Raw genomic sequence first — 19,969 nt, 5'->3', positions numbered from 1 at the left:
AGCTAGTCCTAGAAATAGTTGGACTAGCTTCTTTAGTGAATTTTTATGTTAGAATATATAGAAGATACTGTACGGATCTTATTGCAAAGTGAGGGGTTTGTTTGGAAGTACAAAAGGTTTCAAGAGCAAGTACAGAAAAGATAAAGAGCAAGGATAAGACGCCGACGGAAAGTATTTCCTTTCAAGAAGTGATGTCGAAAAATCGGCAGCAAATGGTGCACGAAAAACTGACAAAATTAGTCGAAGATATAGAAGGGCAAGGGAAGAAATTAGCAGAAAATCGGACCGTTGATGATTTGCGTAAATATAAAAAAATGGTTAAAGATTTTATGGAAGAGGCCGTTAATAATGCATTGAAACTGGAAGAACAAAGTGGTTTCAATCGAAGAGGAAGAACAAAAATTTATAAGATTGTTAAAGAAGTGGATAAAAAACTAGTAGATCTAACCAATACACTATTAGATAAAGAAAAAAGCGGTTTAGATATTTTAGGTTCCGTCGGTGAAATCCGAGGGCTTTTAATTAATATTTACACATAGTAAGCAGCATAGAAAATTCTATGTTGTTTTTTGTATTTCAGCATAAAATGGTCATTAAGTATGAGGACTATTATTTAGAATAAAACGCATAATAGGAATATACGTCTAAATTCTAAAAAATAATAGTTTTTTCTTTAACTTAAATCATTTTAACCGATAAAGTAAATAGCGGAATAGTACTTAAAACATGAATAATTAAATATAAATTGGATTCGGTCTTTTTAATAAGGTATTTTGGGGGTGAAAAAATGAAAATCAATCATTATAATCGAGTGAATTTAAATCCATATAAAAAACAAATAGAAAAAAATGAGGCTGCCGAAAGTATAAAACGTCAGGATAAGGTAGAAATTTCACAAGAGGCAAAAAAACTGCAAGAAAGTAATGGAATGGAAGGTCGACAGGAAAAAATACAGGAATTAAAAAATCAAATTAACAATGGACATTACGAAATAGACGCAACAACAGTTGCAAAGAAAATACTGTCCTTTTGGAAAAAGGATAATTAGGAGGAGCAATTTTGCATGTAGCAGCGATTGCCAATACGCTAAAAGATTTAAACCTACTGCATGAAAATTTATTAGAACTTGCAACTGAAAAAACAGATGTACTTATTCGTGGGGATATGGATTTTTTAAAATCAATAATGAGCAAAGAACAAAAATTGATTAAATTGATTCAAAATAAAGATCAAGATCTGCGTATATTCTCAAAAGGTTATTTGCAGAGAGAAAATGATATAACATTAAATGACGTGATAAAACAGTCGGAAGAAAAAGATAGTGAAACACTTATACAATTAAAACAACAACTAGAAGAAACAATTAAAGATTTGAAAAATAAAAATGAAACAAATCAGCAATTACTGCAGCAATCACTACAGTTTGTTCAGGTTTCATTAGATTTATTAAAACCTAGTATTGAAACGTATAACTATGAACGACCGATGAAAAAAAATTCATATGAAACAGAAGGATATTCTAGTTTTGAATCAAAGGTTTAGGAGGAAAATAAATGGTTTCGACCTTTCATGGATTAGAAACGGCTAAGCGTGCGCTGACAACTCAGCAACTTGCAATTTCCACGACAGGACATAATATTGCTAATGCGAATACACCAGGCTACACAAGACAACGTGTTAATTTAACGACAACAGAATCCTATCCAGCAGTAGCAATGAACAGTCCCAAGATGCCGGGGCAGTTAGGTACAGGTGTAAGTGCTGATCAAATACAAAGAATAAGAGATAGTTTTGTAGATATGCAGTATAGAAAAGAAACAAGTAAAATGGGTTACTGGGAATCAAAAGCAGATATGCTGTCCCAAATGGAAAATGTTATGGATGAATTATCTAATACTGGACTTTCAAATAGTATGGATTTATTTTGGAATTCATTACAAGACTTAGCTACAGAACCAGAAAATGATGGTGCCCGAAGAGTAGTAAGAGAAAGAGGCTCTCATTTAGTGGAATCATTTCATTATATGAATTCTTCCTTAAAGGCAATCCAGAAGGATAATAGAAATACACTAGATAACACACAGGATAATGTAAATAGTATATTAAAGCAAGTAAATCAGTTAAATAAACAAATTGGCGCCGTGGAGCCAAATGGATATTTGCCCAATGATTTATATGATGAAAGGGATAGGTTAGTAGATGAACTATCTTCCATGGTGAATATTAAAATAGAAACGAAGTCTAGCGGAGGATTAGCTACTGCAAGTGCAGAAGGTCTATATGATATTTTCATGGCTACACCAGAAGGGGATGTATTAACAGATTCTAATGGACAACCTATCAAGCTAGTGGATGCTGCTACTAAAACAGCAAATGGTATTCATATTCAATATCAGGATCATGTGCAATTGGATAGTCCAGTAACAGCAATTAAATTCTTTAAATTAAGCAATGAACCAACCGATACAAATGAATTTGAAGGAATCAGTACTAATACAGAAGCAGATTCTGCAACTGGCTTATATACTATCAATGATTTTTCAGATTTAAATTCTCAAGGTAAGCTTAAGGGTGTAATAGAGGGTTATGGATATTTGGATGGTAATGATACAAAAGGAATCTTTAATAATTTATTAGCAGATTTAGATCAAATGGCTGCAACTTTTGTACAAACCTTTAATGAAGTACATAGAAGTGGTTATAGTTTAAATGAAATTCAAACGGGCGCAGAACGAGATATTGATTTTTTTACATTCACTGATAGTACGATAACTGCTAATAATCCAAAAGGTGCTGCAGCAACCTTAAAGTTATCGAATGACATTTTAGAAGATGCGGAGAATATTGCAGCTGCAACAGAAGCATCAAGTGGAAACGGTACGAATGCATTACGATTAGCAAAAGTAAAGGATGAAAGTCTTCTTTTTGGCGGTACTCTAACAAACGTACAATCCTTTTATCAAGGAATGATAGGAAAACTAGGTGAGCAGGCATCAGAAGCAAATCGCATGGAAAAAACATCAGGTATCTTAAAAAACTCCGTTGAGCAAACGCGTATGTCTGTAAGCAGTGTGTCTCTTGATGAAGAAATGATAGATTTAATGAAATATCAGCAAGCGTATAATTCGGCAGCAAGAATGATTACGATTGCAGATGAAATGCTGGATAAAATAATAAATGGTATGGGCGTAGGCGGACGATAAACTAAACTAGGAGGTGCAAATATATGAGAGTAACTCAATCCATGCTTTCGAATAATAATATAAAATATATTAGTCAAAGCTATTCTGAATTACAAAGACTATCCGATCAGATTACAACAGGAAAAAAAATTACGAAGCCTTCTGAGGATCCGGTAGTAGCAATGAAGGGCATGCGTTATCGTACAGAAGTAGTAGAAGTAGAACAATACCAACGCAATTTAAATGAAGGGTATAATTGGATGGAAAATGCGGATTCCACTTTAGATGAAGCAACAAAGATTTTGCAAAGATTTAGAGAATTAACCGTGCAAGCATCCAATGATACATATGATAAAACAGCACGTAACAATATAGCCAATGAAATGACCACTTTACAACAGCATATGGTAACATTAGCTGAAACAAAAGTAGGAGAAAAATATATTTATAATGGTACGAATACATCTAACTCTCCTATTAATTTAAACCAAATGGATATGGAATATAGTGCTTTTCAAACTGGTTTAACTAATAATACAATTATACCTTCTGAGTATGTCATTAATTATCGAGGAAACACATTTACATTTGATAGTACTAATAATGTATACAAAGATAAAAAGGGAGACACTATTTCGTTTAATGATCCAGCAGGTGAAATTACTCACACTTATCAAGAAGCATTACCGTATAAAGATGGAGAAACAACTACTAATCAAGAAAAACTTCAAAGTAGCGATATCATTATTTCTAAAAACACAGCAGTATCGACTAATTCAAATCGGGTATTATTAGAAGTGTCAAAAGGGGTATCAATCCCAGTGAATGTCATCTCCAATGAAGCATTTTCGATTGATATGTTTAGTGGAATGGAAGCAATCAAAAAGATGATAACGAACCCAGATGTTGCTGGCAAAGAAATTACGAAATCACTTGATTCCATAGATGAGTATATGAATAACGTGATTTCAACAAGATCACAATTAGGTGCCCAAATGAATCGTGCGGAAATGGTAGAAAGCCGGTTAACACAACAAGAAGTCGTTGCCAAAAAAACAGTTTCTGAAAACGAAGATATTGATTTTGAAGAAGCAACCAGCAATTTATTATCACAACAGCTTATTCATAATGCAGCATTACAAGTTGGAGCCAAAATAATTCAAAGAACGCTGCTGGATTTTCTACATTAAGCTATCCATTTTGGATAGCTTTTTCAACATCATAGTGAATTATTTAGTATTCTTCCTGTGAATAATATTAAAAAAGATTGGTGGTAATAAAAGTGAAAATTGATACAAAATATCATGGGAAAATAGCGATAAATCAAGACGAGATACTTTCTTTTACAAAAGGAATTCCAGGTTTTCCAGATGAAACCCAGTTTATTATTTTGCCACTATCCGATGATGGCGGATTTGCTGCCATGCAATCAGCGAAGACAGCATCCTTAGCATTTGTTATTTCCAATCCTTTCGATTTCGATCCTACCTATGATATTGAATTGGATAATTATGTAATTGAAGTATTGGAGATTAAAGAGGAAAAGGATGTTGTAGTATACAGCATTTTAACGGTACAGGATCCGTTTGAAAAAACAACCGCTAATTTCCAGGCACCTATTATTATTAATGCAAAAAATAATCAGGCAATGCAAGTTATTCTTAACAACTCAAACTATGAAACGAAACACCCTATTTTTCCAAATAAAATGCCAATTAGCTCAAAGGGGTGATGATATGCTTGTATTAACACGAAAACAAGGCGAAGTCATTAAAATCGGAGACGATATTGAAATTACCATCATTGCAAATAAAGGCGATCAAGTAAAAATTGGGATACAAGCCCCAAAAGATATACAAATTCTTCGCAAAGAAGTATATGATCAAACACTAGCGGAAAACCATCAAGCATCACAAGACATTTCCTCGATCCTGCCATTTTTAAAAAACATTGAAAAAAAATAAAAAAACTATTAAATATTCTACTCCATTGACGATAAATAAAATAGAGACAGGAAGGGCGGCCGACCTTCCTCGATCAATAAAAAGCTTGTTCACAAGGAAGTGAACACCAAATTCAAGGAGGAAAAATAGAATGAGAATCAATCATAATATTGCTGCCTTAAATACGTACCGTCAGTTTAATGCTGCAAATGGTGCACAAGGTAAATCAATGGAGAAATTATCTTCAGGTCTTCGTATTAATCGTGCTGGTGATGACGCTGCAGGTCTTTCAATCTCTGAAAAAATGCGTGGTCAAATTCGTGGTTTAGAGCAAGCGTCTCGAAATTCGCAAGATGGTATTTCGTTAATTCAAACAGCTGAAGGTGCGTTAAATGAAACGCATGATATTTTACAACGTATGCGTGAATTAGCTACTCAAGCATCGAATGATACGAATGTAACTGCAGATCGTACAGCAATTTCTGATGAGCTTAAGGAATTAAATAGTGAGATTACACGTATTGCTAACGAAACAGAATTCAATACGCAAAAACTAATTGCAGGTTCTGGAACTTATAAATTCCAAGTTGGAGCAAATTCAGGTCAAACAATTTCACTTTCAATTACAACGATGACTGCAACAGCACTTGGATTAACTGCTGGCGCAATTACAGTAACAAGTAATGGTGCTGCTAATACAGCTATTACAAACATCAATGATGCGATTGAAAGTGTGTCTAAAATGCGTTCTAAATTTGGTGCTGTTCAAAACCGTTTAGAGCACACAATCAATAACTTAAACACAGGTGCAGAAAACTTAACAGCTGCAGAATCACGTGTTCGTGATGTTGATATGGCGAAAGAGATGATGGCTCAAACGAAAAACTCTATCCTTTCTCAAGCTGCTCAAGCAATGCTTGCACAAGCTAATCAACAACCACAAGGAGTTCTTCAATTACTTCGTTAATTGAATAGCCGTGTTATAGTAAAATGAAAAACTAAGAGCGACCAAACTATTGGTTGCTCTTTTTTAAAGGTGAGAGATGTCATGAATGAATCGTTTATTATTAGTATGAAAGAGGCGAAAATTTCGCAGCTTCCTGTTACATCTGTAAATCAATATCCATTACATAGCGTATATAATCCTATTCGAGAAGCCGAAAAAATTGTTGAAAGTCACTATAAAAAAAACCATCTCCATATTTTATTCGGGTTAGGAGATGGATATATTGTAGATGAATTTATAGAGAAAATACACACAGAAGACTATTTATTAGTCGTTGAACCCAATTATGAAAGAAATATAGAACACATAAATAAAACAATGAACGCCATTGAAGATTTTCCTAATATACAATTAGTAGTTTTTGATCACGTGAATGATTTAAAAAACATATTATTACACTTATTTTCTATTTATTTACGACGTGTACAATTCATTACATCGCCAAACTACGCTATTATTTTTCCTAGTATTTGTAAAGAAGTGATGATTTCTATTAAAGATAACATGATGAGTCAAATTGTAAATTCAAATACGATGAGGCTGTTTTCTCATTCGTGGCAAAAAAATTTTAGTTTAAATTTATTTCAAGCTGCTCATGCTACACCATTAAAATTTTTAGAACAGCAATTTACATGTCCAATTGTTGTTGCTTCGGGAGGTCCTTCACTTACGAAACAAATTCCACTTCTAAAAAAATATCGAAAAAACTTTATGTTGATTTGTGCAGGTTCAACAATTAATTCTTTATTAAAACATCATATTGAACCGGACTTAATTGTGTCAATTGATGGCGGAGAGCCAAACTATCAGCACTTTAAAAATATAAATGTAAATCATATTCCTCTTGCGTATAGTTTAACGATTCATCACAACATCGTCGAAGAGCACAAAGGTAAACAGATTGTTTTTAATTTAGGATCACATCTTCCTATAAAGGAATGGACAAATAAGCTATTGCGTCAAGATATTGGAGAACTTCAAGACGGAAAATCAGTGGCAAATTATGCATTAGGTATCGCTCATTATATAACGTCTGGTCCGATTTGTTTAGTCGGTCAAGACTTAGCTTATACGAATCACGTAACGCATGCTGATGGCAATAAACATTCTAAAGGAATAACAGAAAATCAAATAAAAGAGCGAAAAATGTTGCTGAAGAAGGATATAAATGGTGAACCGGTATATACAGATTATGTATTTCTAGGGATGAAAGAGTCATTCGAATATTTAGTTGAAAGAGTAAAGTCTAATCGTATATACAATTGTACAGATGGGGGAATTCCGATAAATGGCATCCCTAATAAAAAATTTATGTCATTTATGAATGAATGTTGTCATGATAATATTAATGAAAGCTTTCTTGATTTATTAAACCACTTTTCCGTTATGGAACAAGATTTGGATTATATTTGCAGTGAAATTCAACAGATTTTAGACGATATAAACACTATAAAAGAATTGTCAATAAGGTCTTTAGATATATTGAATGAATATCCAAGTCAAGAGTTATTTACTAATTCTAATATGTTAGTTGAATTAGAAAACATTGATGATGAATTAAAAACATTATTAAAAGATGATTTTATGTTTTACCTATTACAAGAAGTGATTTTTCAAGTAAACCATTATAGTTTAGAAACTGAAAATGAAACAGATGAAAATGCAAAGGAACGTATTTATAATAAGTCTAAAGATTTATATGAGGGAATTAAAGGAGTTTGCACGTTGACTGTTGCTTATTTAGAAAAGGTAGTGTGTAAGCTTAAAAGGGAAATTTAATTTTAAGGGATGATTGAATGGAAACGAAAGAGCTTATAAGTGAAAGTTTAGAGACGATAAAAAGTTATATTCCTAATTTAATGAATGCTTGTATTGAAATTGCTGATTTCCTGAGAGCTAATAAGCAAACAGACGCATTACAACTAATTGTACAGTTTGCAACAGGGATGGAGTGGATGACTCAAGCAACAACTTTATTAAATCAGCTGGAAGTAGCGGTTGATATAGAAGAACTAATGAAGGTTAATAATTTTTTAAATGAAATTAATGAGGCTATTAGTATTGAAGATTATGTATTGGTAGCAGATCTATTTGAATATGAAATAAACCCAAGCTTAAGTACAGTGCAGCAAGCATTATGAAATGTAATTTTGAATGTGTCCAAAATCGACAGTATCCGACTGTGAAAGTAAATATGAACGGAAATAGCTATTATTTACATAGCCGCTATAACCCTATTTTAGAAGCTGAAAAATGGGCAGAGAGTATAACGAAACCTTCGAGAATTTCTCGTGTGATTGTTATTGGCGTTGGTGCTGGTTATCATATTCATGCCCTAAAACAGATGTACCCGAAACTAAAAGTTGATAGTATCGAATTTAATGAAGAATATTTAGAGTGGTGCAGAAGTCAAGAACTGATACAAAAGCGTTTGAGAGATATTAATGTACTGACGCCAAAACAATTTACTGCTATTGATTTTGTTCAAGATGATACAGTAAAAGTAGTGGTATACCAGCCGGCGTTAAAAATGATTACGAATCCTGACATATTGCAAAAAGTACAACAAATTCAGTTAATGCAACAAACGATTGAAGATCAGTCGCATTTATTAAGCCGTAATTTTCATTTGAACATACAACTACAAGATTCATGTGCTTCAACATTTGTAAACATCCATCCTGATGAACATTGTATTCTTGTATCGGCTGGACCATCTTTAACAAAACAGTTGCCAATTCTAAAAAAGTTAGTGAATCATAAAAAGGTGAAAATTTGTTGTGTAGGAACAGCACTAACTCCTTTATTAAAGGTAGGTATTATCCCGGATTATGTAATGGTTACAGATCCTAAAATAAACATAGTAGAGCAATTTGATTTCATTTCAAATCAAAAATCAATGATTCTATTTTATTTAAGTACAGCTAATCATGAGGCAGTCGTTAAATGGCCGTTTCAGCGGTTTATTATTTTGCAAAATGGATATGAACAAGCGGAGAAAATAGTGAACGAGAAAAATAGATTATTAGTTAATACTGGTGGGTCGGTTGCCACAACGTTCACTGATTTATTAGTAAAGCTAGGCGCATCTAATATTATATTCGTGGGACAGGATCTTGCTTTTACGAATGGATTTTCTCATGCAGACGATACCCATAATCAGAAGCATGTAAATCATTTAGCCAATTTAATTAAAGTGAAAAACTATGACAAAACGGATGTTATTGCTACATCTAAAAACTTATTATTCTATTTAAGATGGTTTGAAAACTATGTGAAAACAAAAAAAGAAATTAATTTTTTTAACTGTACGGAAGGTGGAGCACATATAGATGGTCTTCATCACATCCCGTTTCAAAGCTATATAAACATGTATTTATAATTTTACTATATTTAGATAAAAGGTGTGTTGATGTTGGATTTAAGTGGAAAGGTTGTTTTAGTAACAGGTGGTACAGGTTCGTTTGGACGCAAATTTATTTCGAAAATTTTAGACATGAATGTTCAAAAAGTAATAGTATTTAGCAGAGATGAACTAAAGCAGTATGAAATGGCTCAAGAATATACAGATTCACGGATGAGATTTTTCATTGGTGATGTACGTGATAAGGATCGATTATATCGAGCATTTGAAGGAGTAGATATTGTAATTCATGCTGCGGCATTAAAGCATGTTGGAGCATGTGAGTATAATCCATTTGAAGCGGTAAAGACGAATATTCACGGAGCGCAAAATATTATTGAAGCTGCTATTGACAAAGGTGTTCAAAAAGTAATTGCTTTAAGTACAGATAAAGCATGCAGTCCTGTAAATTTATATGGAGCGACTAAATTAGCATCGGATAAACTATTTGTGGCAGCAAATTCATACGTTGGTGACAAAGAGACGAGCTTTGCTGTTGTAAGATATGGAAATGTAGTTGGAAGTCGCGGCAGTGTCGTTCCGTTCTTTAAAAAAATGAAAGAAACGGGTGAACTTCCAATTACAGATGAGAGAATGACACGATTTTGGATTACGTTAGAACAAGGTGTTCAATTTGTACTTGATAGTTTAGAGAGAATGCATGGTGGAGAAATTTTTATTCCTAAAATTCCAAGCATGAAGGTTGTTGATTTAGCGAAAGCAATTGCACCTGAATGCTCAATAAAATATGTTGGGATTAGAGCAGGTGAAAAGATTCATGAAGCGATGATCACTGAAGATGATGCTCGCCATACTTTAGAATTTGATACCTACTACACCATACAACCGGAATTTCCTTGGTGGTCAAGTGAATGTGTGCAAGATGGGAAACCTCTTTCAGATGGATTTAAATATACAAGTGATGTTAATGATACATGGTTAACAATTGATGAGCTTCGTCATCTAGTTGACAGTATGTAAGAAAATAACGTATTGCCAATAAGGAGAGTAAATCGTGATCAGTAAAAGAGAAAGTTATTTACCATATGGAAAGCAATGGATTGACGAAGAGGACATACAAGCTGTTGTTGATGTATTAAGAGGAGATTATTTAACAACTGGTCCGTATATTCAACAGTTTGAAGAAGCAGTTGCTAACTACGTAGGTGCTACATATGCCGTTGCATTCTCTAATGGAACAGCAGCGCTGCATGGTGCTTGCTTTGCTGCGGGTATTCAAAAAGGTGATGAGGTTATTACTACACCTATGACATTTGCTGCAAGTGCGAATTGTATTTTATATCAAGGAGGTACGCCCGTTTTTGCAGATATTGATGAACAAACATATAATATCAATCCAGTTGAGATAGAGCATCAAATTACTCATAAAACGAAAGCGATTATTCCAGTTGATTTCACAGGTCAACCAGCGGATTTAGATGCTATTTTGGACATTGCTAAAAAGCATCATTTAGTTGTAATTGAGGATGCTGCTCATGCGTTAGGTGCTACGTATAAGGGAAGAAAAGTAGGATCAATTAGTGATATGACGATGTTTAGCTTTCATCCTGTTAAACATATTACGAGTGGAGAAGGCGGCATTATTACGACAAACAGTAAGAAATACTATGAAAAACTGCTGCAATTTCGTTCACATGGTATTACACGTGACGTAAACAAAATGAATCGTAACGATGGTCCATGGTACTATGAAATGCAGTTTTTAGGTTATAACTACCGAATGACGGATATACAAGCTGCATTAGGAACGAGTCAGTTAAAGAAAATTAATCGCTTCATTGAATTACGGCGTAAATATGTTGAGATGTATAATGCGGCTTTTAAAGAATTATCAACATTATCCGTTCCAAGACAGTTAGAAGAAACCCTATCTAGTTGGCATTTATACATTATCCGTCTGAATTTATCTAAGTTATCGACAAATCGCAAACAAATCTTTGAAAAGTTACAAAAGCATAATATCGGAGTGAATGTTCATTATATTCCTGTTCACTTACAACCTTATTATCAACAATTAGATTATAAAAAAGGAAGCTGTGTAGAAGCAGAAAAGCTATATGAAGAAATTATTACGCTGCCACTATTTCCGGCTATGAGTATGAAAGATGTTCAAGATGTAATTAACGCGGTGAAAAGTATTGTCAGCGAATACGAGGTGTTGTGATAGATGGAGAGCTTAAGAGTAGGCACTATTATTCAAGCACGAATGGGATCCACAAGATTACCGGGAAAAGTATTGAAAACAGTTCTTGGAAAAACATTGCTTGAATATCAATGGGAGCGAGTTGGTCGATCGAATAGACTAGATGAGATCATTGTAGCTACGACAACAAATGAAGCTGACCATCCAATTGTAGAACTATGTGAAAAACTATGTATCCCAGTATACAGGGGTTCAGAAGAAGATGTCCTCGCACGTTATTACGAAGCGGCAACTGCATTTAAACTTGATGTCATTGTTCGACTTACATCAGACTGTCCACTTATTGATTCGGATGTTGTAGATAAAGTAGTAGAATTTTTTATTAGCGATATAAATAAATATGATTATGCATCTAATACATTAGCACGTACTTATCCAAGAGGGTTCGATACAGAAGTGTTTTCATATGAAGCATTAACAATGGCTTATTTAGAAGCAAAAAATGTTTCGAATCGTGAACATGTTACGTCTTATTTTTATCAACACCCTGAGAAATTTAGGTTAGCAAGTATTGAAGATAAGGATGATCACAGTGAATATCGTCTAACAGTCGATACTATGGAGGATTTTACTTTAATAAAGAAAATAGTTTGTATACTCTATCCTCAAAAAGAATTCTTTGATTTAAAAGATATTGTAGGGGTTCTAAATGAAAATCCTAGTTGGGCAAATATAAATAAACATGTGGAACAAAAAATCATTTAGTGATTAAAAGTTTTTAGGTTAAGGGTGAATAATATGAATGTTGCCTTTCGAGTAGACGCTTCCTTACAAATTGGGACAGGTCATGTAATGCGATGTATCACTCTGGCTCATCAGTTAAAAAAAATAAATATTAATAGCTATTTTATTTGTAGAGAACTAGATGGTAATCTCATGAGTTATATAGAAAGTCAGGGGTTTGAATTACTTAGGTTACCATATAAAAACACTACGCTATCTGATTTAGATTGGCACAGAGCATATTGGAGTGTAGATTTTGATGAAACTAAATTAATGATTACAAAAAAGAAATTAAAAATAGCAATGATTGTAGTCGATCATTACGCTCTAGATTTTAATTGGGAAACAGCCATTAAAGAAATTATACCTAAAATATTCGTTATAGATGATTTAGCTAATCGAAAACATGCCTGTGACGTATTATTAGATCAAAATTTTTATTTGAATTTAGAAAGCAGGTATTGTCAAATACTGCATTCGAACTGTCGACAGCTTTTAGGCCCTAATTATGTCTTGCTAAGAGAAGAATTTTTGGTTCAATCTAAGAAGCAGCGTAGTCGTGATGGGGAAATTCGTAACATTTTAGTTTTTTTTGGTGGTGCAGATGCTACTAATGAAACGATGAAAACATTAAAAGCTATTAGTATTGATAAGTTCAAGCATATAGATGTAAATGTCGTTGCAGGTGCATCTAATATAAAAAAAGAAGAAATTCAATTGTATTGTGATGGTCATCCTAACTTAACGTTTCATTATCAGATATCCAATATGGCACATTTAATGAATCAAGCTGATTTAACAATCGGTGCAGGAGGAACTACTACATGGGAAAGATGTTATCTTGGTTTACCTTCTATTACAATTACTGTAGCTGATAATCAAGTAGAAATTACAGATGCAGTTAGTAATGTAGGCGCAACTGTTTATTTAGGTAATCATAATAATGTAACAGTTACGATGATTCAGGAACAACTACATCATCTCATGAAATATCCTAATAAGGTTAAGCTTTTATCGGATAAAGCTCTTAATATGGTAGATTCATCAATTGTTGATAAATACACTGTGTTAAAAGCTATTATGGAGGAAATTGATTTTGAACGTACTTGATAGAGTATATTTGCAAAATGTTGATCATTCGCATTTTGATTTAATTTTGAAGTGGAGAAACCAAGAGTATATTCGTAGAATGATGTTAGACAATCATTTAATTACATTAGAAGAGCATGAAAAATGGTTTCAACAAAATATTGTCGAAGGTAATAGTAATTTTATTATGAAAATACTTTATTTAGACCAATTGCCTATTGGAGTAGTAAATATAAATATATTAGACGCAATTGAACGGATATGCAAGTGGGGATTTTACATAGGTGATTCAAATGCTCCAAATGGTTTAGGAAAAGTAATGGGATATTTAGCTTTAAATTTTATTTTTAATAAGTTACATATGAATAAGTTATATGCGGAAGTATTAGAAAATAATAGTAAAAGTATAGCGGTGCACAAAAAATTGGGTTTTTCACAAGATAGAATCCTAAATGAAAAAGTATTTAGAAACGAACAATATATAAACGTATTGTTCCTGTCAATATCTCGTGAAGGTTGGACAAAATACCAACCAGAGGTAATTAAAATGATAGAAGGAATGATCTTATGAAAGATATTATATTAGGACAATCAATTATATCTTCAAGTTATAAACCCTTTATTATAGCAGAAATGTCTGGCAACCATAATCAGTCACTAGATAAGGCTTTAGCTATTGTAGAGGCAGCTGTTAAAGCGGGTGTAGATGCATTGAAAATTCAAACGTATACAGCTGATACGATGACATTAGATATTGATAACGATGATTTTAAGATTGAAGATAAAGAGAGTTTATGGAACGGAAATTCTCTTTATAAATTATATCAACAAGCTTACACTCCTTGGGATTGGCATGAGCCTATTTTTGAAAGGTGCCGAGAGCTGGGAATTATTCCGTTTAGTACACCTTTTGATGAGACAGCTGTTGACTTTTTAGAATCGTTAAATGTTCCTATGTATAAGATTGCTTCTTTTGAAAATAATGATCTCCCATTAATTAAAAAAGTTGCTTCTACAGGAAAACCAATGATTATCTCTACAGGTATGGCCACGTTAGCAGAGCTAGATGAAACAGTTAGAGTGGCGAGAGAAGCGGGATGTAAAGACTTAATTTTGTTAAAATGCACAAGCACATATCCAGCTACTCCTAATAATACAAATATTTCTACGATTCCACATATGAGACAAGCCTTTAATTGTCAAGTGGGTCTTTCTGATCACACGATGGGTACAGGTGTTGCGGTAGCAAGCGTAGCGTTAGGAGCTACTGTGATTGAAAAGCATTTTACTTTATCAAGAGCAGAAGGTGGCGTCGATGCCGCATTTTCAATGGAGCCACATGAGATGAAGCTCCTTGTAGAAGAAACAGAAAGAGCTTGGCAAGCTATTGGACAAGTTACTTACGGACCAACAGAAAAAGAAAAAAGCTCATTAAAATTTCGACGTTCTATCTATGTAGCTAAAGATATTAAAGCTGGTGAAGAGTTTACGAAAGAAAATATTAAAGTAATACGACCTGGTTACGGTTTAGCACCAAAATATTATGAAGAAGTGCTAGGACGTAAAGCGAAAAATAATTTATCAAAAGGTACTCCTCTTCGTTTACAATTGTTGTGATAGTAGATTTATTTTGTGAGAGATACTGTTCAGAATGTTGTGTATTTAGATTGTCTTTTGTTTACTGTTCTAAGGAGTGATATAATGCAAGATATTTTATATAACGATGAAACGAAAATAAGTAAATTTTGTGAAGAGGTACTAGAACTCGAAAATGCAACTCTTCCTGATGAGTACTATTATACTAGTGTGCCTTTATGTGTAATAGATTCAGTATTTTCAATAGGAGTTAGTAAGAAACACTGTTAACAGGTACTGTGATTACTTCGGTTTCAATCGATATAGAAGTGAAGCAAATCATCCTAGTGTTGAAGAACAACAATCTGTTGAGGATTTTTTAGATTCTTATGAAAAAATAGGTTTAGATAATTTTGTCCAAGAAGTGTTCCAAAATAGACAAAGAACCTCTTCTAGAAATGGAATATTAAAAGCTGAAGCTGTATATCAATTCTGTAGAGTGCTTCACAAATATAGCGTTAATTATTTGCAAGATGTTATTAAACTTTATGGGAATCAAGAATTTGAAAAGGAGATCAAATTAATTTCTGGTCAGAAAAGCGGAATCTCACTTGTTTACTTTTATATGTTGGTAGGAGAAGATACTTTAAACCTGATAGAATGATTATTCGGTTTCTTGATAGAGTATTACAGAGAAAAGTGAATGTAGACGAAGCGCAAATCTTATTATATAAAACTTCTAAAATTCTACTACAAAAATATTCGAATATTAATCCTCGTGTATTAGATTATCAAATTTGGAATTATATGAGAAGCAACTCTTAACAACCTATTTTCTAATGAGTTTTGAAATTAAGAATTCAAGTGACTATTAATAAAGGAATCTCTTTCAATAGGAAGCCGACTTTGCATTAAGAATTAAAATACAAAGTCAGCTTTTTACTAATTACTTACAGCACTTCAACAAGAAAACTCCTCTTCCTGCTTCTTCACCAACTCAATCTCAAACCCTAAATCCTCAATCAATTTATGATCTTGATTCGCTTCTTGTCCTGCTGTTGTTAAGTAGTTTCCTAGGAAGATGCTGTTGGCTGCATATAGGCCTAATGGCTGTAGGCTTTTTAAGTTTACTTCTCGGCCGCCTGAAATACGGATTTCTTTTGTCGGATTGATGTAGCGAAATAGAGCTAACACCTTTAGGCAATAACGAGGGTTTAATTCATGAACGCCCTCTAGTTTTGTTCCGTCAATTGCATGAAGAAAGTTGACTGGAATCGAGTCCGCATCCAACTGATGAAGGGCACGAGCAATATCAATAACATCTTCTTTTGTTTCCTTCATGCCGATAATCGCTCCAGAGCATGGGGAAATGCCGTGTTTTTTTACCGTTTCGATTGTATTTAGACGATCTTCATATGTATGTGATGTTGTAATATAAGAATGATGGCGTTCTGATGTGTTGACATTATGGTTGTAGCGGTCAACGCCGGCATCTTTTAATTGAGCAGCATATTCTTCTTTTAGTAGACCTAAGCAGGCACATACTTTCAGACCATACTTTTCTTTAATTTCTTCTACTGCTTCACTGACCACTTTTACATCTTTTCGTGTCGGACCTCTGCCGCTCGCTACAATGCAATACGTTCCTACTTTATTGTCAAACGCTGTTTTCGCGCCTTCTAAAATTTCTTCTTTCGAAATAAACGGATATTTTTCAATTGGAGCTGTCGAAATAGAAGATTGGGAGCAGTACCCGCAGTCTTCCGGACAATAGCCACTTTTTGCATTGATAATCATATTTAATTTCACTTTTTTTCCATAATAGTGCTTGCGAATATGGAATGCGCCATGTAATAAAGGCAATAAATCATCGTCATCACAATTTAAAATACTGTTTGCTTCCTCATCACTAATAATTTTTCCGTCGATAACTTCTTGTGCTAACTGTAGCCAATTCATACGATACTCTCCTTTTGGTTTTCAATTTTGTTTTTGCTTCGAACACTCTGGAATACTTTGTATAATCTTGCAGCTAAAACACCGGCAACAATGGATATAAGAATGTCACCAGCAATGCTGTAAACAAAGCCAATCATTATGACATGGGACCAGCTGCTTGGAATGCCCATCCACATGTTAAGTGCCATGAAAAGGTAAGGAACGCCAATCGCGTAAACGACTAGCAGACCAGCGAAATGGGCCAGAATAAAGTGATACGTTTTTGGCTGATCTATTTTGTCTATAATCCACCCAATCACAAATGCACCAGCAATAAAGCCGATTAAATAGCCAAATGTAGGCTGAAAAATATAGCTGATTCCTCCCCCTTGTGTAAAGACAGGAAAGCCAACGAGACCGATGCAAACATACACAAGTTGGCTTTGCAATCCTCTTTTCCACCCTAATAGACTTCCAGATAAAAAGACAAATAGAACTTGCAGTGTAAATGGAACATGGGGCAGTGGGATCTTGATAAATGCCCCAACAGCAGTTAATGCTGCAAACATTGAGACAGCTGCTAATGAAACAGTTGTGTTTTTATTCATTTGTTGAAAAAACCTCCTTTTGATACGAAATATTCCTGGATGGCTTCGTTTGCTGTATGAATCATTGTTGTTATTTCTTCTTCTGTTATGACATATGGCGGCATAAAATAAAGGATGTTTCCAAGCGGCCTTAGCAGCAAGCCCTTTTCAAGCGCAATTCGATAAATTTGATAGCCGACTCGTTCTTTGCTTGGAAAAGGTTCCTTTGTTTCTTTATTTTTTACTAATTCAATCGCGCCGACCATACCAGTTTGTCTGTATTCACCGACATAGGGTTGGTTAGTGAAAATGTTTAATGCTAAATCATGCATATACTTACTTTTTTGCTGAATTTGCTCTATGTAATTTTCCTCTTCGAATAGCTGCAATACTTCAAGTGCCACTCTGCATGCTAAAGGGTTCCCTGTGTAGCTATGAGAATGTAAAAATGCTTTCCCACTTTCATAATCATCGTAAAAAGCATCATAAACATCGTCCGTTGTTACTACCGCAGATAATGGCAAGTAGCCGCCTGTTAATCCTTTTGATAAACACATAAAATCTGGTGTAATACCCGCTTGTTCACATGCAAACATTGTCCCTGTCCGCCCGAAGCCAACGGCAATCTCATCGGCAATCAAGTGTACATCATACTGCAAACATAACTCCTTTAATTTTTTTAAATAAGAAGGAGGGTACATTTTCATTCCAGCTGCTGCTTGTATTAACGGCTCAATGATCACAGCAGTCAGTTCTTCATGATGATGTTTTAATTTTTCTTCTATAAATGAGATGCAAGGTGTATCACAGCTTTCTGGCTTTTCATTAAAGGGACATCGAAAGCAATCTGGTCCTTGTGCTCGTATCGTATCTAGCAAAAGAGGCTGATAGATTTCATTATATAAATCTACTCCCCCGACTGAGAGCGCTCCGAGTGTTTCACCATGGTAGGCATCTGTTAGTGCTAGAAACCGTTTTTTATTCGGTTTATTTTTTTGCTGGTGATATTGGAAGCTTATTTTTAACGCCACTTCGATTGCAGAAGAGCCATTGTCTGCAAAAAATACTTTTGTTAAACCATCCGGTGTTAGTTTCGCTAATTTTTCTGCTAGTAATACGGCTGGTTCATGCGTAAAGTTGGCAAATATCACATGCTCTAACTGAAAAGCTTGATTGGCTAATGCACTACTAATCCGCTCATTCGCATGGCCAAATAAATTCACCCACCAGGAAGATACGGCATCTATATACTGTTTTCCGTTTTCATCATACAAATAAATACCTTTCCCGCTTTTAATGACAATCGGTGGGAAATCTTCATAATCCTTCATCTGAGAACAAGGGTGCCAAACATGCTGCAAGTCTCTTTTTTGTAAATTGGAAAGGGGTGTCATGTCCTTAATATCCTTTCGAAAAATTCATTATTTTCCACCTGAATATTTTTCAATTCTGATAGATTATTTAACTTAGGAATCACAAGAGAAGGCAAATCTGTGTATTGTTGAATCGTTTTGATGTTATCCCTCTCAAGCCTAGTGCCTTCAAAACGGTTAAATACAATGCCGGTAATCGGAATATCCTTCATTTTAAGCATTTCTACAGACAGCAATGTGTGATTGATTGTCCCTAATTGTGTACCAGCAGTTAGGACGACAGGCAGCTTTGATTGTTTTATAAGATCGATTAAATGATAGGGACGCTGATCACTTAATGGAACGTATAATCCACCTGCCCCTTCACAAAGCACATAATCATACAACGATTTTAATTTTTCGATATGCTCTAGAATTACCTCTTCTTTGATAACAGCATCTTCTAACATCGCAGCATAATGCGGCGAAGCAGGCTCCTTGAAAGAATAGCTATTCAAATGCTCTTCTACTAAGGGCTCTTTACTAAATGACTGATAGAATGCTGTATCCTCTATGATGCCTGTTTGGATCGGTTTGTATGGTATGACAGTTGCTTTTTTTCTTTGCAAATATTGCGTTAAATATGTAGTTACGAGTGTTTTTCCAATATTGGTATCTGTACCAGCTATCCAAAAATGTCTTTTCATAAAAGTCGCCTCTTTTTTATGTTAACTAATTTATTAAATAAGTTAACATAAAATGAGTAAAATTGTAAATATTTTTCTTATGGTGCCTGTCACTCTTTATTTAAAAAACAAATTTTAGGACAGGCATCGACAGAAACGAGTAAAGATTGATTTTAAAACAAAATCTAGTCTCATTTTCCCGTCTTTAACTAGTCATTTCTCCTCATTCATCCATATTCACATAATATTTTTCTTCAATCT

At 34.0% G+C, this 19,969-nt stretch carries 22 protein-coding genes; 18 read left to right on the top strand and 4 right to left on the bottom strand.

The window, feature by feature from the left end; all coding sequences use genetic code 11:
- Positions 1-101: 101 nt before the first annotated feature.
- The 18 genes from ACTXGU_RS15490 (at position 102) to ACTXGU_RS15405 (ending at position 15,436) form a co-directional block, all read left to right on the top strand.
- Positions 102-539, top strand: coding sequence for a YaaR family protein (locus ACTXGU_RS15490; protein ID WP_443482432.1), 438 nt, complete (start codon positions 102-104; stop codon positions 537-539).
- 248 nt (positions 540-787) lie between these two features.
- Entirely contained in the window at positions 788-1,048 is a 261-nt protein-coding gene (flgM, locus tag ACTXGU_RS15485; protein ID WP_443482431.1) for a flagellar biosynthesis anti-sigma factor FlgM, read from the top strand.
- Positions 1,049-1,059: 11 nt separating this feature from the next.
- Positions 1,060-1,542, top strand: coding sequence for a flagellar protein FlgN (locus ACTXGU_RS15480; RefSeq protein WP_443482430.1), 483 nt, complete (start codon positions 1,060-1,062; stop codon positions 1,540-1,542).
- An 11-nt stretch (positions 1,543-1,553) separates the two neighbouring features.
- On the top strand, positions 1,554-3,203 hold the full coding sequence (gene flgK / locus ACTXGU_RS15475) for a flagellar hook-associated protein FlgK (protein ID WP_443482429.1): 1,650 nt from the start codon (positions 1,554-1,556) through the stop codon (positions 3,201-3,203).
- 23 nt (positions 3,204-3,226) lie between these two features.
- Positions 3,227-4,372: a flagellar hook-associated protein FlgL gene (gene flgL / locus ACTXGU_RS15470; RefSeq protein ID WP_443482428.1), complete on the top strand. Its 1,146-nt coding sequence runs from the start codon at positions 3,227-3,229 to the stop codon at positions 4,370-4,372.
- 92 nt (positions 4,373-4,464) lie between these two features.
- Positions 4,465-4,914: a flagellar assembly protein FliW gene (fliW, locus tag ACTXGU_RS15465; protein WP_443482427.1), complete on the top strand. Its 450-nt coding sequence runs from the start codon at positions 4,465-4,467 to the stop codon at positions 4,912-4,914.
- Positions 4,915-4,918: 4 nt separating this feature from the next.
- Complete coding sequence (gene csrA / locus ACTXGU_RS15460) at positions 4,919-5,146, top strand: carbon storage regulator CsrA (protein WP_443482426.1); 228 nt, start codon at positions 4,919-4,921, stop codon at positions 5,144-5,146.
- Between the two features lie 130 nt (positions 5,147-5,276).
- Entirely contained in the window at positions 5,277-6,092 is an 816-nt protein-coding gene (hag, locus tag ACTXGU_RS15455) for a flagellin Hag (RefSeq protein WP_443482425.1), read from the top strand.
- Between the two features lie 81 nt (positions 6,093-6,173).
- Complete coding sequence (locus tag ACTXGU_RS15450) at positions 6,174-7,910, top strand: motility associated factor glycosyltransferase family protein (RefSeq protein WP_443482424.1); 1,737 nt, start codon at positions 6,174-6,176, stop codon at positions 7,908-7,910.
- 17 nt (positions 7,911-7,927) lie between these two features.
- Positions 7,928-8,272 (top strand): hypothetical protein, encoded by a 345-nt coding sequence (locus ACTXGU_RS15445; RefSeq protein ID WP_443482423.1) that lies wholly within the window; start codon positions 7,928-7,930, stop codon positions 8,270-8,272.
- Positions 8,269-9,513 (top strand): motility associated factor glycosyltransferase family protein, encoded by a 1,245-nt coding sequence (locus ACTXGU_RS15440; RefSeq protein ID WP_443482422.1) that lies wholly within the window; start codon positions 8,269-8,271, stop codon positions 9,511-9,513. Before ACTXGU_RS15445 ends, ACTXGU_RS15440 begins: the two co-directional genes overlap by 4 nt.
- Positions 9,514-9,543: 30 nt before the next feature.
- Positions 9,544-10,515, top strand: a complete 972-nt coding sequence (pseB, locus tag ACTXGU_RS15435) for a UDP-N-acetylglucosamine 4,6-dehydratase (inverting) (protein WP_443482421.1) — start codon at positions 9,544-9,546, stop codon at positions 10,513-10,515.
- Positions 10,516-10,549: 34 nt separating this feature from the next.
- Positions 10,550-11,719: a UDP-4-amino-4,6-dideoxy-N-acetyl-beta-L-altrosamine transaminase gene (gene pseC, locus ACTXGU_RS15430; RefSeq protein ID WP_443482420.1), complete on the top strand. Its 1,170-nt coding sequence runs from the start codon at positions 10,550-10,552 to the stop codon at positions 11,717-11,719.
- A gap of 3 nt (positions 11,720-11,722) precedes the next feature.
- Positions 11,723-12,463, top strand: a complete 741-nt coding sequence (locus tag ACTXGU_RS15425) for a cytidylyltransferase domain-containing protein (protein WP_443482419.1) — start codon at positions 11,723-11,725, stop codon at positions 12,461-12,463.
- Between the two features lie 33 nt (positions 12,464-12,496).
- Complete coding sequence (gene pseG, locus ACTXGU_RS15420; protein ID WP_443482418.1) at positions 12,497-13,591, top strand: UDP-2,4-diacetamido-2,4,6-trideoxy-beta-L-altropyranose hydrolase; 1,095 nt, start codon at positions 12,497-12,499, stop codon at positions 13,589-13,591.
- Positions 13,578-14,141 carry a UDP-4-amino-4,6-dideoxy-N-acetyl-beta-L-altrosamine N-acetyltransferase gene (gene pseH / locus ACTXGU_RS15415; protein ID WP_443482417.1) on the top strand — a complete coding sequence of 188 codons (564 nt, stop codon included), beginning with the start codon at positions 13,578-13,580 and terminating at the stop codon, positions 14,139-14,141. Before pseG ends, pseH begins: the two co-directional genes overlap by 14 nt.
- Complete coding sequence (gene pseI, locus ACTXGU_RS15410) at positions 14,138-15,187, top strand: pseudaminic acid synthase (protein WP_443482416.1); 1,050 nt, start codon at positions 14,138-14,140, stop codon at positions 15,185-15,187. Before pseH ends, pseI begins: the two co-directional genes overlap by 4 nt.
- Before the next feature lie 84 nt (positions 15,188-15,271).
- Positions 15,272-15,436 (top strand): hypothetical protein, encoded by a 165-nt coding sequence (locus tag ACTXGU_RS15405; RefSeq protein WP_443482415.1) that lies wholly within the window; start codon positions 15,272-15,274, stop codon positions 15,434-15,436.
- 669 nt (positions 15,437-16,105) lie between these two features.
- Here the strand turns inward: ACTXGU_RS15405 and bioB are convergent.
- Genes bioB through bioD form a run of 4 tightly spaced genes read right to left on the bottom strand, consistent with a single transcriptional unit; the run spans position 16,106 to position 19,729 of the window.
- Positions 16,106-17,104, bottom strand: a complete 999-nt coding sequence (gene bioB / locus ACTXGU_RS15400; RefSeq protein WP_443482414.1) for a biotin synthase BioB — start codon at positions 17,102-17,104, stop codon at positions 16,106-16,108.
- A complete protein-coding gene (locus ACTXGU_RS15395; protein WP_443482413.1) occupies positions 17,101-17,691 on the bottom strand; it encodes a biotin transporter BioY in 591 nt (196 codons plus the stop codon). The genes bioB and ACTXGU_RS15395 overlap by 4 nt, the downstream gene beginning before the upstream one ends.
- Positions 17,688-19,064 carry an adenosylmethionine--8-amino-7-oxononanoate transaminase gene (bioA, locus tag ACTXGU_RS15390; protein WP_443482412.1) on the bottom strand — a complete coding sequence of 459 codons (1,377 nt, stop codon included), beginning with the start codon at positions 19,062-19,064 and terminating at the stop codon, positions 17,688-17,690. The genes ACTXGU_RS15395 and bioA overlap by 4 nt, the downstream gene beginning before the upstream one ends.
- Entirely contained in the window at positions 19,061-19,729 is a 669-nt protein-coding gene (gene bioD / locus ACTXGU_RS15385) for a dethiobiotin synthase (RefSeq protein WP_443482411.1), read from the bottom strand. The genes bioA and bioD overlap by 4 nt, the downstream gene beginning before the upstream one ends.
- Positions 19,730-19,969: the final 240 nt, after the last annotated feature.

The organism is Niallia sp. 01092 (genome assembly GCF_052318935.1).
Classification (GTDB): Bacteria; Bacillota; Bacilli; order Bacillales; family Cytobacillaceae; genus Niallia.
The sequence above is the reverse complement of the archived record's forward strand: the minus strand, read 5'-3'. Positions and strand labels throughout refer to the sequence as shown.